Below are 14,704 nucleotides of genomic sequence, written 5' to 3'. Positions count from 1 at the left end.
ATTCCTTACTCGGTAACGCCCTGGCTGACACATTCACCGCGTCGCCACAGGCTCCATTGGCCCGGTTCGTAGCGGGTCCAGTTTTCGTTGTCGGTCAACGGCTCGGTGGCGATCACCGTTACCACATCATTGGGGGTGGTTTCGGCCTGAAAATCGACGATCACGTCGACATCTTTCAAGCGCGCCGGGCCAAAAGGCGCCCGCCGGGTGATCTGTGCCAGCTTGGTCGAGCAATAGCAGAACAGCCAGTCGCCGTCGCTGAGCAGGCAGTTGAATACGCCCTTGCTGCGGTATTCGGCGCAGGCGGCGATCAGGTCGGGCAGCACCTGTTCGATGTCCACCGGCTCGGGGAAGGCTTCGCGCACACGGTTGAGCAAGTCGCAGAACGCCGCTTCGCTGTCGGTATCGCCCACCGGGCGGTAAAAGGTGGCGCGGGGATTGAAGTCCGCCAGTTGGCCGTTGTGGGCAAAACACCAGTTACGCCCCCACAGCTCGCGCACAAACGGATGGGTATTGGCCAGGCTGACCTTGCCCACATTGGCCTGGCGGATATGGCCGATCACCACTTCGCTCTTGATGGGATAACGCTGAACCAGCAATGCGACTTCCGACTCGCTACTGGCAGCCGGGTCCTGGAACAGGCGCAGGCCACGGCCTTCATAGAAGGCAATGCCCCAGCCGTCGCGGTGCGGGCCAGTGCGCCCACCGCGCTGCATCAGCCCGGTAAAGCTGAACACGATATCGGTGGGGACGTTGGCACTCATGCCCAATAATTCACACATGCCAGGGCTCTCGCTGCAGGGCAAACAACGTTAAAGGCGCGGTTCGACCCGCATACCACCGGCAGGCGCCGGACGACGGAACGGTTCGTCGTCTTCCGGCTCGACGGCCAAGGCCGCATCCGCAGCAGCCTTGCGCTCACGGCGAGCGTTGGCGGCGCGCTCGATGGGCCAGCGAATCAGCACAAACACGATGTACAGGGCAAACGCGATCATCGTGTACATGAACAGGTCGGAAATGGCGCGCCAGGCGTTGTTGCCGACCTTGAGCACCAGGTCCAGGGCGGTAATGGCCACGGCCGGCGCAAACTGGGTCTTGACCGGGTCGACAATGGTCGGGCTGAGCAGCAACACCGCCATCAGCAATTGCAGGGGCTCGCGCAGCCAGCGCCAGATCCAGCGGGTCATGCGCCACCACACCAACAGGCAGCCCAAAGCGGCGAAGGCGTAAAGGCCCCAAGCGGTCAGATAGTCGTTCTCGGTCATGGTGTCCATGGCAAGGTTGGCAAACAGGCGGCTATGATAACGGCTTTTGCGTGTCGCGGCTGCAATGCCTGCCACCGTCTGCCAGATAGGGAATTATCCATGCCTATTTCCACCGCACCGATTGCCCGCAAGGCCCCAGGCCCAGACCCGTACGCTTGGCTGCAAGAACGCGACAACCCTGAGGTGCTCGACTACCTCAAGGCCGAAAACGCCTGGCAGGAAGCCCAACTGGCCGATCAGCAAGCGTTGCGCGAGACCCTGTTCGAAGAGATCAAGGGCCGCATTCTGGAAACCGACCTGTCCCTGCCCTCCCCTTGGGGCCCGTATCTGTATTACACCCGCACCACCGCCGGCGACGAATACGCCCGCCACTACCGCTGCCGCCGCCCGGCCGATGACAGCAACCAGGTGGACACCAGCAGCGAAGAGCTGTTGCTGGACCCAAACGTGCTGGCCAATGGCGGCTTTTTCTCCCTGGGCGCGTTCAGCATCAGCCCCGATCACCAACGCCTGGCCTACAGCCTCGATACCAGCGGCGAAGAGATTTACACCCTGTTCGTGAAGGAATTGGCGACCGACAAGGTCAGCGAACTGGCGTTCGACAACTGCGATGGCAGCATGACCTGGGCCAATGACAGCCTGACGCTGTTTTTCGGCGAACTGGACGACACCCATCGCCCGCACAAGCTGTATCGCTATCGCCTGGACGGCACCGCCGCGCAGGAAGTCTTCCACGAGCCCGACGGCCGTTTCTTCCTGCATTGCTACCGCTCAAGCTCCGAACGCCAACTGTTGCTGGCCCTGGGCAGCAAGACCACCAGCGAAGTCTGGGCGCTGGACGCCGAGCAACCGCACCTGGCCTTCACCTGCCTGGCGCCACGGGTCGAAGACCACGAATACGACGTCGACCACGGCAAGCACAATGGCCAGTGGACCTGGTTTATCCGCAGCAACCGCGATGGCATCAACCATGCGCTGTACGTGGCCGCCGACACCGGCACGCCGCCCACCGAAGCGGACTGGCAGAACCTGATCCCCCACAGCGACGAGGTCATGCTCGACGGCGTGAGCCTGAACGCCAACGCCATGACCTTGAGCCTGCGCATCGGTGGCCTGCCAGTCATCGAAGTGCACCCTGAGGATGTGCCGGCCTATCGGGTGCAATTGCCTGACGCCGCCTACAGCCTCTACGTGCAGAACAGCCTGGAGTTCCCCAGCGACAAGATCCGCCTGCGCTATGAGGCCTTGAATCGCCCGGCCCAAGTGCGTCAGCTCGAGCTGGCGACAGGCGCGCAGGTCGTGCTCAAGGAAACCCCGGTGCTGGGCGTCTTCAACGCCGACGATTACGTCAGCCAACGCCTGTGGGCCACTTCCGCCGACGGCACTCAGGTACCCATCAGCCTGGTGGTCAAGCGTGACCAGCTCGGCAAGCCGACGCCGCTGTACCTGTATGGCTACGGTGCCTACGGCTCAAGCCTGGACCCGTGGTTCTCCCATGCGCGCCTGAGCTTGCTCGACCGTGGCGTGGCGTTTGCCATCGCCCATGTGCGCGGCGGCGGTGAGCTGGGGGAAGCCTGGTATCGCAACGGCAAGCAGGAACACAAGCAGAACACCTTCAGCGACTTTATCGCCTGCGCCGAACATTTGATTGCCGAGGGCCTGACCACCTCCCAGCAACTGGCGATCAGTGGCGGAAGTGCCGGCGGCCTGTTGATCGGCGCGGTGCTCAACCAGCGTCCGGAATTGTTCCAGGCGGCGATTGCCGAAGTGCCGTTCGTCGATGTGCTCAATACCATGCTCGACCCGGAACTGCCGCTGACCATCACCGAGTACGACGAGTGGGGCAACCCCGAGGAACCCGAGGTGTATGCGCGCATCAAGGCTTACGCGCCGTACGAGAACGTCCGCGCCCAGGCTTACCCGGCCACGCTGGTGATCGCCGGCTATAACGACAGCCGCGTGCAGTACTGGGAAGCCGCCAAGTGGGTGGCCAAGCTGCGGGATATCAAGACGGACGACAACCTGCTGCTGCTCAAGACCGAGCTGGGTGCCGGCCATGGCGGCATGAGCGGGCGCTATCAGGGCTTACGTGACGTCGCCCTCGAATATGCCTTTGTGTTCAAGGCCCTCGGTCTGGTCTAACCGCCCGGCGTTTTCGGCTTGCTGTCGTTCTGCTGCAGGCCAGGGACCGTCTGGTCCTTGGGCGGCGCCGGCAGCACGATGGGCGCCAGCGGCGGCGAGCCATTATGGGTCTTGGGCGCAACGGGCGGCGTGACTTGCGGGTACAACGTGGGTGTTGGCGTGCCCGGCGCGCCTGGGGTTGGCGTGGGCGCGACCGGTACGGTTTGTAACTCCTGAGCCTGCGCGGTACCCAATGCGAGCGCGCTCAACACAATGACCGTTAGAATGCTGCACTTCATCGATGGCTCCATGGCCTGACCGGAATGCCCTAAGGCTACTCCCAACCGCGCAAGAATGCCCTTCCCAATGAGATTTCCATGAAACGTTTTGTTCTGCTGGACACCACCCCAATCCCCGACAACGGCGGTGCCTTGTGCCTGTTCGAATACGGCGAGGACTTCGTCATCAAGATCCAGGGCGGTGACGGTGGCCAGTTGATGAACACGCGCATGCACGGCTCCGAAGATGCCTTGGCGGAGATTCCCTGCCGCAAAGTGGCCGGACGCCCAGGATCACGGGTGCTGATCGGCGGCCTGGGCATGGGCTTTACCTTGGCCGCGGCGCTCAAGCATTTGGGCAAGAGCGCCGAAGTGGTGGTGGCCGAACTGGTGCCCGGCGTCGTGGAATGGAACCGTGGGCCACTGGGGGAGAAATCCGGACGCCCGCTGCTGGACCCGCGCACCGTGGTCCGCCTGGAAGACGTGGCCAAGGTACTGCAGGCCGAGCCCCAAGGCTTTGATGCGATCATGCTCGACGTCGACAACGGCCCCGAGGGGCTCACGCAAAAAGCTAACAGTTGGCTGTACTCGGCCAGTGGCCTGGCCGCGTGCGCCAAGGCCCTGCGGCCCAAGGGTGTGCTGGCGGTGTGGTCGGCCAGCGCCGACAAGCTGTTCAGTGACAAACTGCGCAAGGCCGGTTTCAAGGCCGAGGAAGTGCAAGTGTTTGCCCATGGCAACAAGGGCACGCGGCATACCATCTGGATTGCAGAGAAGCTCAAGGGCTGATCACGGTTGATTCAATAGCGCCAATCCCCTGTGGGAGCGGCTAGAATCAACCTTGTCCGTGAACCACCCAATAATAGCCAGGAGCCATGATGAGCTCGAATAACCCACCCTCCCACACCGCCAAGCTGGACCGCATCCTCGCCGATGCCCAGCGCGACCGCGAAATGGGCTACCGCGATAAAGCCTTGAAGATGTACCCCCACGTGTGTGGCCGCTGCGCCCGTGAGTTTTCCGGCAAGCGCTTGAGTGAACTGACCGTCCACCACCGCAACCACAACCATGATGACAACCCCCAGGACGGCTCCAACTGGGAGTTGCTGTGCCTGTACTGCCACGACAACGAACACTCGCGCTACACCGACCAGCAATACTTCGGCGAAGGCTCCACCAGCAGCCCGAGCATTGCCAAGGCAACGCACAACCCGTTTGCGGCGTTGGCGGGGTTGATGAAGAAGGAAGACTAACGTTCTTCTTTGCCTGTTCCGGCCTCATCGCAGGCAAGCCAGCTCCCACAGTAGGAATGTATTTCCCGGTGGGAGCCGGGCTTGCCCGCGATGACGATCGTCCAAGCACTGCATCCCCCCAGGCCGTATAATCGCCGTTTTTCTCAAGGCACCCTTCCCCGTGGGCAATAAACGCTACAGCTGCATCGGTCTGTACAACCCCAAATCTCCCGAAAACGTCGGCTCGGTGATGCGTGCCGCCGGCTGTTACGGCGTGGCCTCGGTGTTCTACACCGGCGTGCGTTACGAGCGCGCCCGGGATTTCATCACCGACACCAAGAAGGTGCACCACGATATCCCGCTGATCGGCATCGACGACCTGAAAAAGATCCTGCCCTTAGGCTGCATCCCGGTCGCCGTGGAATTGGTCGACGGCGCCCGCCCGTTGCCTGAATACACCCACCCCGACCGCGCGCTGTATATCTTCGGCCCCGAAGACGGCTCCCTGGACAAAGAGATCCGCGACTGGTGCGAGGACGTGGTGTACATCCCCACCACCGGCTGCATGAACCTGGCGGCCACGGTCAACGTGGTGCTCTATGACCGCCTGGCCAAGGGCAACAACACCCGTTCGGGCCCCAAGTACTGACATTGCGGGAACATCCGGCACATGCGCGCAGTCAGCTAGTAACACTTGCCCTTGTTGGAGACTGATCATGAGCGACAGCAAAACCTTGCGACCTATCATCGAAGCCGCCCCCTTGAAGCCTCAACCCACCCAGAACGTGCATGGCTGGGAGCGCATCGGCTCGGTGGCCGGCGGGGTAATGATGGTGGGTAAAGGCCTGCGCCGCGGCGGGATTTTCGGCTTGATCCAGGTGGCGATTGGTGGCGTGGCACTGGCCCGTGGCTTTACAGGGCACAGTTCGCTCAAGGACAAACTGGAACAGGGCCGCCAGGAAATGAACAGCGTGCGCACCAAGATCGAACGGGCCGGTGAAGAGTTGAAGAACCTGAAGACCAAGGCCGAAGTGGCGGCTGAAAAGGCGGTGAAACCTAAAGCCTGACCTGAGACTTGGACATGCTGGAGATTCAAATGTGGGAGGGGGCTTGCCCCCNGAGTGTCAGCAGCCTACTTTTTGCTGACCCACCGCCATCGGGGGCAAGCCCCCTCCCACATTTTGAATTGCACAGGGGTTTGGATCAGCGCAGCAGTTTGCTGTCCAGTACCACCGACGACTCACCGATCACACTCTCGGCCAACTGCACGAACTCTTTGGTGTTGATGCTGTTCACCCGCATCACTGCCTGCGCCAGATCGTCCAGGGAGCGTTTGTTGTGGGTCTTCACGCGGATCTCACGGTCCAGTTCCTGCAATACCACCACCGAACGCGCCAGCGTCGCGCCGTTGACGTGCTCGCCTTTGAGAGTGGTGACGTCTTTGCCTTCTTTGGTCAGCCTCGCCTGGATCGCCGCATAGCGTTCATCGGTGATGCCACCGGCACGCCGCATCAGCTCAATCGCGTAGTACTCGCCCAAGCCCTCGCTGATCCAGTCGCTGCTGTCGTGGTCATTGAAGCGTCCGATGGCCTGCACCACTTCGCGCAGCAACGGGCTGCTGCCATTTTCGCCCACCAGCGGCGTGCGGCTGTTGAGGTAGATCGAATCGCGTAACGAATAAGCGCCCCGCCGCATCGGGTCACTGGCACCGACAATCAACAGTTTGCCGGGATGGCGCGGGAACGCGGCTTCCACCTGGGGCCAGACAAACGTCAGCAACGTCAGCACGTCCATGCGGCGCATCCCCTGGCCCTTGGGCGAGGCCACGGTGACGTCGGTATCACCCAGGCGCAGGCGGCGGCTGCCGAGGTTGCCCGCCAGCATCCAGCCGGTGGGGCGGTCGAACAGGCGGGACACGTTGTCGATGCGGAATTTGTTCTGGCCGATGCGCGGCCAGGCGGTTTCGACGCTCTTCCAACCCGTCGGCAGTTCAAACATCAGGCGTGAGACCAGTTCGACGCCGTCTTGCTGGTCGAGACGTGCGGCCGGCACCAGGTCTTCGCCGCGCAGTAACGCCCAGCCGGGCGTGATGCGTGTGTCATACACGCCGGGCTTGCGCGCATGGGCCAGGCGCACCCGGTAGGTCAGGCTGGCCTTGTCAGGGCTGGGTTGCCACAGGCCACGGTTGCCCGTGACTTGCCACTGGCCATCGGCCTTGAAGTCGCTGTAGTCACCGTCGCGGCCCAGGTCGAAGTTCAGGCTGCGCACCGCCGCGCCCTGGGACAGGCTGACGCGCACCTCCGCCTGCTGGCTTTGGGGCAACAGCTTGATGTGGTAATCCAGGTCGACTTTCTTCGCGCACCAGCCCGGCCCGCTCAGCGCCAGCACGACCAGGCCCGCTGCCCACTTGGCGGCCACCTTCATACACACTCCTCATTCAGCCTGCGCGGAAAATCAGGTAATCCTCCCAGTCGTCCTCGGGCACGCTGCCTTCGCTGAGCATGCGCCCGGACTGGGAAATGCGTTCATGGTGCACCGCGTCACGGTCGCCGCAGACCAGGTGATGCCACAGCGGCAAGTCCTTGCGCTCGCTGACCAGGCGATAACCGCAGGTCGGCGGCAACCATTTGAACTGATCGGCCTGGCCCGGTGTGAGCTGAATGCAATCAGGCACCGAGGCGCGGCGGTTGGGGTAATCAGTGCACTGGCAGGTTTTCAGGTCGAGCAGTTTGCAGGCGATACGCGTGTAATAGACGCTGTTGTCGTCCTCATCCTCAAGCTTTTGCAGGCAGCACAGGCCACAGCCGTCGCACAATGACTCCCACTCCTCTTGGTCGAGGTGCTCAAGGGTTTTGCGTATCCAGAAAGGTTCGACTTTGGCGGCCATGGCTCTGCATCAGTATCGGAAGGTGAAAAGGCCGCCAGTCTAGTGCCCAAGCCCGTTGGGGCCAAGCGCTTACGACTGACGGTGTTGCAAGACTTGTCAGGCCTGGGTGGGCGCAGTAGTTTTGAATCCCGTTTTTTTCATCAGGGTCTGTCCATGAGCAATAACCCCCGTGTTGCCGATTATCCGATCCACACCCAATTCACCGAGCGCTGGTCGCCCCGCGCCTTTACCGGCGAGAGCATCCCGCAGGAGACGCTGCTGAGTTTCTTCGAAGCGGCACGCTGGGCGCCTTCGGCCTACAACTCGCAGCCGTGGCGGTTTCTGTATGCGCGCCGTGACACGCCGGACTGGGAGCGCTTCCTGGGCCTGCTGAATGAATTCAACCGCAATTGGGCGCAGCATGCGTCGGCCCTGATCATCATCGCGTCGAAAACCGACTTCATCGCCCCGGGTGCTACCGAAGAAACCCCGGCGCTGTGGCACACCTTCGACACCGGCTCGGCCTGGGGCCACCTGGCGCTGCAAGCCAGCCTCAGTGGCTGGCACACCCACGGCATGGCCGGTTTCGACCAGGAACTGACCCGCAAGGAGCTGAAGATTCCCCAGGGTTATGCGCTGCATGCGGCCGTGGCGGTGGGCAAGCTGGGTGACAAGTCGAGTTTGCCGGAGTACCTGCAAGGGCGCGAAATGCCGAGCCCGCGCAAGCCGTTGAGCGAGCTGGTGTCCGAGGGGAACTTCAGTCTCTAAGCATCGCCCTCTCATCCTCTGTAGGAGCGAGCTTGCTCGCGAAGAACGTCAACGATGACGCGCACTTTCTGAATAAGCGCGGCGCCTGTGAGTTTTACGCGAGCAAGCTCGCTCCTACATGAGGCCATCGGGCAAGCTCTTCAGTACCCGCGCTCGAAATCCACTTCCCCGCGTAGCGCTTGCTTGGCCTGATACGCCCGCAGGTTCTGCACAAACAACTCCACCATCATTGGCGGCGAGGTCGGGGCCGAGCTGTGCCCGGTCAACAGCAAACCCCACGCCGTCCAGAACGGGTGGCGTTGCGGCAAGGGCTCCTGGCGGCACACGTCGATCACCGCGCCGGCCAGGTGCCCTTCTTTGAGCGCCTCGACCAGATCGGCGTCCACCACCGCCACGCCGCGTCCGACGTTGATAAACAACCCGGTGGGCTGGAATTGCTTGAACAGCGCCGCGTCGTACAGGTCATGGGTATCAGGCGTGTTGGGCAGCAGGTTGATCACGTAATCCACCTCCCCCACCAGCCGGCCCAACTGGTCGAGCCCCGCCACTTCGATAAACGGTGCCTGCTCGCGGGCCTGGCTGGCGATGCCATACAACTGCACGCCGAACGGCAGCAGAAACTCGGCCACGCGCTGGCCGATGTCACCGGTGCCGACGATCAGCGCCTTACGCCCCGCCAGGCTCTGGCCCATGCGGTTATCCCATTTGCGCTCCACCTGGCTGACCAACCGCGCCAGCACTTCGCGCTCGTGGCCCAGCATGTAGGTGAGGACAAACTCGGCCATGACCTGGCCAAAAATGCCTACCGCGCGGGTCAGCCGGTAGTCGCGTGGCAAGCCATCGGCCAGCAGGGGCGTGATGCCCGCCCAGGTCGATTGCAGCCATTGCGGATGATGGCCCTGGCGCAGCAGGGTAGCCAACAGATCGGGCTGGCCCAGCCACACCGGACAGTCGGCGGCCAGGCGCGAGAGTTCGGCCGAGTCGCCGCTGGTCAGCACTTCGAGGTCTGGGGCGGCGTCCCTGAGCAATTGGGCGTAGAGCGGATGATCCTGTTCAGCAATCAGAACACGCATGGTTCAAACCTTTGAAAAAACAGTGCAGACGGCCGCCCGCATCCTTACGGCCACCGTCCTCTAATACGATTCCATTGAAGCTGTGCCCTGAAGCGGGCACTGGTCGATCACATCGGGTCGTTGCGGCGCAGCAGCTCTTCGGGCAAGTGCTCGATGTACTCGTCCTCGGCCGGCGGCATTTGCAGGTGGTAGCCCTGCTTGTCGAGGTTTTCCAGCACCACGGCGATGTCTTCGCGCGACAGCTTGCGCTCCGGCGTCAGCACCATGTCAAAGGCGTGATGCGCCTTGCCAAAGGCTTCCATCAACGGCTCGGGCACGCGCTCCAGGGCATCGCTTTTGAGCACATAGAGGTACATGCCGTCTTTTTTCTTGCTGCGGTAGATGGAGCAAATACGTTTCAAGGCTGTTCTCCGGCATTGGCCAGGCTGTCGAGCAACGCCTGGCCCATCAACTCGCGGCGCCAGCCACGCAGCGAGTCTGGCAATTGGTAAGGCCCATCGGGGTAGCCACTTTTAACCAGGGCTTCGAGGGTTTTCTTGCGCAGCATCAGTTCCGGCGCCATGTCCAGGCGCTCGGCGAAGGTTTGGCCCAGGGCACGCAGTTGCTTGATCAACGCTGCAGCGTCCACCGGTAACGGCTCTGCCACGGCAGGCGGCCATTGGTCCATGGGCAGGCTGGCAGTGCGTTTGATCAGGTCCAGCAGGAACTGGCCGTCCTGGCGCACCGTACGCGGGTGCATGTCTTCGATCTTGCCCAGGGCGGCGAGGTTATCCGGCTGGGATTTGGCCAGGGGCCATAACGAGTGCTCGCGAACGATGCGGTTGCGCGGCAAGTCGCGGGCACGGGCCTGCTGCTCGCGCCAGGCGCAGAGCTCACGCAGCACTGCGAGTTGGGCACGGGACAATTTCCACGCCAGCTTGGCGTCGCGGTACAGCTCGTAGGGGTCGATCTCACGGCGCAGGTTGGCCACCAGTTCGGCGCCGTCTTCCAATACCCACGCGTATTTGTCGTCCGACAGTTGCGGGCGCAGGCGGGTGTAAACCTCGGCCAGGTGCACGGCGTCTTCGGCGGCGTAGCTGACCTGCGTCTCTGACAATGGCCGCTGCAGCCAGTCGGAGCGGGTTTCGCCCTTGGGCAGCTCGATATCCAACACCGCCTGCACCAGGCGCGAGTAGCCCATGGAGAAACCGAGGTTGAGGTACGCCGCCGCCAATTGGGTGTCGAACAACGGCACTGGCAAGCTGCCAGTCAGGCGCAACAGCACTTCCAGGTCTTCGCTGCAGGCGTGCACCACCTTGATCACCGCCGGGTTCTCCAGCAAGGCGGCCAAGGGTTGCCAATTGTCGATAGTCAGGGGGTCGATCAGGTAAGCGCGCACGCCATCACCGATCTGGATCAGCCCGGCAATAGGGTAAAAGGTGTCGACCCGCATGAATTCGGTGTCGAGGGCGACGAATGGCAACTGCTGCCATTCGGCGCAATGCTGGCCGAGGCTATCGTTGTCGCAGATCCAGTGAATATCGATGGCCACACGGCTCTCCCTTGAAGAATGGCGCGCAGTATATATCGCGAAAGGGGCTTGCGAGCATCCGCAGTGCACACGCCATCATGAAAACTCCGACAGGAGATGAAGAATAGTCCGACAAACGGGCGTTATCCTCTCTTACGCAAAACGTAGACGCACCATCGCCGCGAGCCCGGCAGGAACTCTTGGTAACTGAGGATTTTGAAGCCGGCTTGGCGAAACTCGCTCTCTACCGGCGTACCCACGTTCACGGCAACAATCACCGTGTCGCGACTGACGCGGTGAAACTCGTGCAACAACATGAGTCGTGCATCGCTACCGGGCACATGGCGAAACAAATCCAGACAGAAAATGCAGTCCACCGCATTCGCCGAAAGGCCAATGGAAAACGCCGAGCCCTGGAATGTTTTGACACGCTTGAGCAACGCGCCCGGGTGATGGGTGCGCGCGTGATCGAGCATCGCCTGGGAGTTGTCCGAGGCCAGAATCACACGGTTGACGTGTTCGGCCAGCACCGGCCAGAAGCGCCCGGAACCGCACGCCAGGTCGAGGATAAGCCCTGGCTCGCCCGCCACTTTCAGGGCCTGGCGTACCAACCGCGCATCGCGCCACGCCGACAGGCGCTGCAACAGCCTGGGCGGACGCGGGTCGCCACAGCCCCTGGCATGCTCACGGTCATAGCGCTCGGTGAATTCGGTCTCGATGGAGGATGGAGGTTGTGGCGACATCGCGGGCTCATGTGAATGAAACGGTAGTGAACGACCTTGATCCGCAGCTTAACCTTCGCAACGTGAAAAAAAGGTCGAAAGCCCACCCCGCTAAAACCGGTCACGCTTGATGCAAGTACCACCGCCAATCCTGCTCCCCCACCTCGCCCATGAACTGGCGGTATTCGGCACGTTTGACCGCCAGGTAAACGCTTAGAAATTCGCGCCCGAACGCATCCGGTGCCCAGCGGGAGGTTTCCAGCGCGCGCAAGGTGGTCAGCCAGTCGGTGGGCAGCAGTTCCTTGGCCTGGGCGTAGCCGTTGCCTTGCACCGGGGCGCCAGGGTCGAGCTGTTCGCGGATGCCTCGATGAATCCCGGCCAGGATCGCAGCAGCCGCCAGGTAGGGGTTGGCGTCGGCACCGCAGATGCGGTGTTCGATATGCCGCGATTGAGCCGGGCCACCGGGCACGCGCAGGCTGACGGTGCGGTTGTCCACGCCCCAGGTGGCAGCGAGCGGCGCATAGCTGTTGGTTTGGAAGCGTCGATAAGAGTTGGCGTTGGGGCAGAACATCAACAGTGAATCGAGCAAGGTACTGAGCATGCCGCCCACGGCTTGGCGCAGCAGTGGCGTGCCGTCGGTCGCTTCACTGGCAAACAGGTTATTGCCCTGGGCATCGGCCAGGCTGACGTGCATGTGCATGCCGGTGCCGGCCAGGTCGTCGAACGGCTTGGCCATGAAACAGGCGGTCATTCCATGTTTGTGCGCCACGCCCTTGACCAGGCGTTTGTAGCGCACGGCTTCGTCCATCGCCTGCAGCGCGTCGGTGCGGTGTTCGAGGGTGATTTCCACTTGGCCCGGCGCGTACTCGGAGATAGCTGTGCGCGCCGGAATCCCTTGCAGTTTGCAGGCGCTGTAGAGGTCGGCAAGAAACGGCTCGATCTGCTCCAGTTCGCGCAGGCCGTAGACTTGCGTCGAACGCGGGCGATTGCCATCCACATCCCGCGCCGGTTGCGGGCGGCCGTTGCTGTCGGGCTTTTGGTCGAGCAGGTAGAACTCCAGCTCCGCCGCCATCACCGGGTAATAACCGTCGGCCTTGAGCGCCTCGATAACATTGGCCAGCAGGTGCCTGGGGTCGGCCACGGTGGCGGGCAGGCCTTCGGTGGGGTGCATGCTGACCTGCACCGCTGCGGTGGGGATCAAGCGCCATGGCATGCGCTGCAAGCTGCCGCTGATCGGGTAGGCGCGGCAGTCAATATCCCCCACCTCCCAGACCAGCCCGGAGTTTTCTACGTCATCGCCATTGATGGTCAGGCCGAGGATGGTACTGGGCAGAGGCCGGCCACTTTCGTACACCGCCAGCAGTTCGTCGCGGTGCAGCAGCTTGCCGCGCGGTACGCCGTTGTTATCGAGGATAAACAGCTCGAACATCTCAATGTCGGGGTTCTGTTCAAGGAAGGTCTGGGCTTCATGCAGGCTGGCAAAAACACTCATGGGAATTCTCATACGTTTGCGTCAGGCAAGCGCGCAGGCGCCGCCGGGCAGATGCGCACAGGTGCGCGTCATCCTTGGGGTAGATCAACGTAGGAGAGAGGTATCTGGCGGGCGCGCGTGTCGGCAATGGAACAAGGCCCAGAACGCAAGCGCAGACGGCAATGTCGCGGTGTGAGTGTCGGGGCAAGCGTGCATGCGCGGTCCACAGTGATAGAAAGACTTGAGCGTCACACGCGAGGATACGCGAGTAAATTCAGCCTTGATGGAGTTTGGTTGCAGTTTGGCTAAACATTCACCGCGCCTTGCCACCCTGCCCTGTGCTGGAAATAATGAGCCCCCGACCGTGCCCCAAGGATTCGACTCCATGAAAGCGCCTCTGGCCCTCTGTGTACTGGCAAGCCTGGCCAATGTCGCCCAGGCCAACACCGCTGCATCTCGCCTTGACGACGTGATTGCGCGCGGCACCCTCACCGTGTGTACCACCGGCGACTACAAGCCTTACACCTCGCTGCGCAGCGACGGCGGCTATGAAGGTATCGACATTGCCATGGCCGAGTCCCTGGCCAAGAGCCTCAACGCCAAAATCAACTGGGTGCCCACCACCTGGAAAACCCTGATGCCGGACTTTCTGACCCAACGCTGCGACATCGCGGTGGGCGGTATTTCCGTGTCGTTGGAACGTCAGAAAAAAGCCTTCTTCAGCCAGTCTCTCGGGGTCGATGGCAAGATCCCACTGGTGCGCTGCGCCGATGTGCAGCGCTACCAGACGGTGGAACAGATCAACCAGCCCCAGGTGCGAGTGATCGAGCCCGCCGGTGGCACCAATGAAGTGTTTGCCCGTGCGCACCTGGGCCAGACGCAGATTCGCCTGCATGACAACGTGACGATTTTTGATGAACTGCTGGCGGGCAAAGCCGATGTGATGATTACCGACGCCAGCGAGGCGCGTTATCAGCAGAAGCTCAAGCCTGGGTTGTGCGCGGTCAACCCGGAGCAACCGATGCAGTACAGTGAAAAAGCGTTTTTGTTGCCGCGAGATGATGTGGCCTGGAAGAGTTACGTGGATCAGTGGTTGCATTTGAGTGTGGCGACGGGGGCGTATGCAGGGATTGTGGGGCAGTGGTTGGCTGCGCCTTGAATGTGGCCCCCGCGATCTAAATGTGGGAGCTGGCTTGCCTGCGATAGCTATAAGTATCTACACAGCGCTGTAACGGTCGACGGTAACCACGATGCGAAGCGAGTCGCTCTTGATCTTGATCTGCTTTTGATCTCAGGCGCCCCGTTAAACCACGCTGGCCGTAATTCGACAGTGATTTGGGGGGTAAACCGGCAGGGATGCCGGTTTAGCCGCCCCGCGCCATGGATGGCGCGTGGCGGCGC

17 protein-coding genes are annotated in these 14,704 nt (G+C 62.2%); 7 read left to right on the top strand and 10 right to left on the bottom strand.

All coding sequences use genetic code 11. The features are described from left to right. Positions 1-5: 5 nt before the first annotated feature. Together ACTJLA_RS20040 and ACTJLA_RS20035 are read right to left on the bottom strand one after the other, a co-directional pair. A complete protein-coding gene (locus tag ACTJLA_RS20040; RefSeq protein ID WP_003189615.1) occupies positions 6-782 on the bottom strand; it encodes a class II glutamine amidotransferase in 777 nt (258 codons plus the stop codon). Positions 783-812: 30 nt separating this feature from the next. Then, positions 813-1,340, bottom strand: coding sequence for a hypothetical protein (locus ACTJLA_RS20035; protein WP_054919983.1), 528 nt, complete (start codon positions 1,338-1,340; stop codon positions 813-815). 24 nt (positions 1,341-1,364) lie between these two features. Between ACTJLA_RS20035 and ACTJLA_RS20030 the strand changes: the two genes are divergently transcribed. Continuing rightward, entirely contained in the window at positions 1,365-3,407 is a 2,043-nt protein-coding gene (locus tag ACTJLA_RS20030) for a S9 family peptidase (RefSeq protein WP_314549613.1), read from the top strand. Here ACTJLA_RS20030 and ACTJLA_RS20025 read toward each other — a convergent pair. Beyond that, positions 3,404-3,685 carry a hypothetical protein gene (locus tag ACTJLA_RS20025; protein WP_054919987.1) on the bottom strand — a complete coding sequence of 94 codons (282 nt, stop codon included), beginning with the start codon at positions 3,683-3,685 and terminating at the stop codon, positions 3,404-3,406. The two genes, ACTJLA_RS20030 and ACTJLA_RS20025, sit on opposite strands and share 4 nt — an antisense overlap. 78 nt (positions 3,686-3,763) lie before the next feature. On the opposite strand from ACTJLA_RS20025, the gene ACTJLA_RS20020 reads away from it, so the two are divergent. The 4 genes from ACTJLA_RS20020 (at position 3,764) to ACTJLA_RS20005 (ending at position 5,960) form a co-directional block, all read left to right on the top strand. Further along, positions 3,764-4,450: a spermidine synthase gene (locus ACTJLA_RS20020; RefSeq protein WP_034126624.1), complete on the top strand. Its 687-nt coding sequence runs from the start codon at positions 3,764-3,766 to the stop codon at positions 4,448-4,450. A gap of 89 nt (positions 4,451-4,539) precedes the next feature. Beyond that, a complete protein-coding gene (locus ACTJLA_RS20015; protein WP_054898999.1) occupies positions 4,540-4,914 on the top strand; it encodes a YajD family HNH nuclease in 375 nt (124 codons plus the stop codon). A gap of 160 nt (positions 4,915-5,074) precedes the next feature. Next, positions 5,075-5,542 carry an RNA methyltransferase gene (locus tag ACTJLA_RS20010; protein WP_014717486.1) on the top strand — a complete coding sequence of 156 codons (468 nt, stop codon included), beginning with the start codon at positions 5,075-5,077 and terminating at the stop codon, positions 5,540-5,542. Positions 5,543-5,609: 67 nt separating this feature from the next. Beyond that, positions 5,610-5,960 carry a YgaP family membrane protein gene (locus ACTJLA_RS20005; protein WP_014717485.1) on the top strand — a complete coding sequence of 117 codons (351 nt, stop codon included), beginning with the start codon at positions 5,610-5,612 and terminating at the stop codon, positions 5,958-5,960. Between the two features lie 136 nt (positions 5,961-6,096). On the opposite strand, the gene ACTJLA_RS20000 is transcribed toward ACTJLA_RS20005, so the two are convergent. Both ACTJLA_RS20000 and ACTJLA_RS19995 read right to left on the bottom strand, forming a co-directional pair. Then, complete coding sequence (locus tag ACTJLA_RS20000; RefSeq protein ID WP_054919989.1) at positions 6,097-7,317, bottom strand: hypothetical protein; 1,221 nt, start codon at positions 7,315-7,317, stop codon at positions 6,097-6,099. 13 nt (positions 7,318-7,330) lie between these two features. Further along, positions 7,331-7,780 (bottom strand): YcgN family cysteine cluster protein, encoded by a 450-nt coding sequence (locus tag ACTJLA_RS19995; protein ID WP_003172524.1) that lies wholly within the window; start codon positions 7,778-7,780, stop codon positions 7,331-7,333. A 153-nt stretch (positions 7,781-7,933) separates the two neighbouring features. Between ACTJLA_RS19995 and ACTJLA_RS19990 the strand changes: the two genes are divergently transcribed. Then, entirely contained in the window at positions 7,934-8,527 is a 594-nt protein-coding gene (locus ACTJLA_RS19990) for a nitroreductase family protein (protein ID WP_034126620.1), read from the top strand. A 140-nt stretch (positions 8,528-8,667) separates the two neighbouring features. Here ACTJLA_RS19990 and ACTJLA_RS19985 read toward each other — a convergent pair whose 3' ends face one another. The 5 genes from ACTJLA_RS19985 to ACTJLA_RS19965 form a co-directional block, all read right to left on the bottom strand. Beyond that, positions 8,668-9,600 (bottom strand): D-2-hydroxyacid dehydrogenase, encoded by a 933-nt coding sequence (locus ACTJLA_RS19985; RefSeq protein ID WP_054919992.1) that lies wholly within the window; start codon positions 9,598-9,600, stop codon positions 8,668-8,670. Positions 9,601-9,707: 107 nt separating this feature from the next. Continuing rightward, the gene (locus ACTJLA_RS19980) at positions 9,708-10,001 is read right to left on the bottom strand and encodes a YcgL domain-containing protein (protein WP_003189597.1); all 294 of its coding nucleotides are present in this window, start codon (positions 9,999-10,001) and stop codon (positions 9,708-9,710) included. Beyond that, positions 9,998-11,131 carry a ribonuclease D gene (rnd, locus tag ACTJLA_RS19975; protein WP_034126618.1) on the bottom strand — a complete coding sequence of 378 codons (1,134 nt, stop codon included), beginning with the start codon at positions 11,129-11,131 and terminating at the stop codon, positions 9,998-10,000. Before rnd ends, ACTJLA_RS19980 begins: the two co-directional genes overlap by 4 nt. A gap of 122 nt (positions 11,132-11,253) precedes the next feature. Beyond that, the gene (locus ACTJLA_RS19970; protein WP_259038396.1) at positions 11,254-11,853 is read right to left on the bottom strand and encodes a class I SAM-dependent methyltransferase; all 600 of its coding nucleotides are present in this window, start codon (positions 11,851-11,853) and stop codon (positions 11,254-11,256) included. A 100-nt stretch (positions 11,854-11,953) separates the two neighbouring features. Continuing rightward, a complete protein-coding gene (locus ACTJLA_RS19965; protein ID WP_259038397.1) occupies positions 11,954-13,324 on the bottom strand; it encodes a glutamine synthetase family protein in 1,371 nt (456 codons plus the stop codon). A gap of 364 nt (positions 13,325-13,688) precedes the next feature. Between ACTJLA_RS19965 and ACTJLA_RS19960 the strand changes: the two genes are divergently transcribed. After that, entirely contained in the window at positions 13,689-14,462 is a 774-nt protein-coding gene (locus tag ACTJLA_RS19960) for a transporter substrate-binding domain-containing protein (protein ID WP_072446802.1), read from the top strand. Positions 14,463-14,704: the final 242 nt, after the last annotated feature.

The sequence above is a fragment of the Pseudomonas sp. 22072 genome, from assembly GCF_052046095.1.
GTDB lineage: Bacteria > Pseudomonadota > Gammaproteobacteria > Pseudomonadales > Pseudomonadaceae > Aquipseudomonas > Aquipseudomonas paracarnis.
The sequence above is the reverse complement of the archived record's forward strand: the minus strand, read 5'-3'. Positions and strand labels throughout refer to the sequence as shown.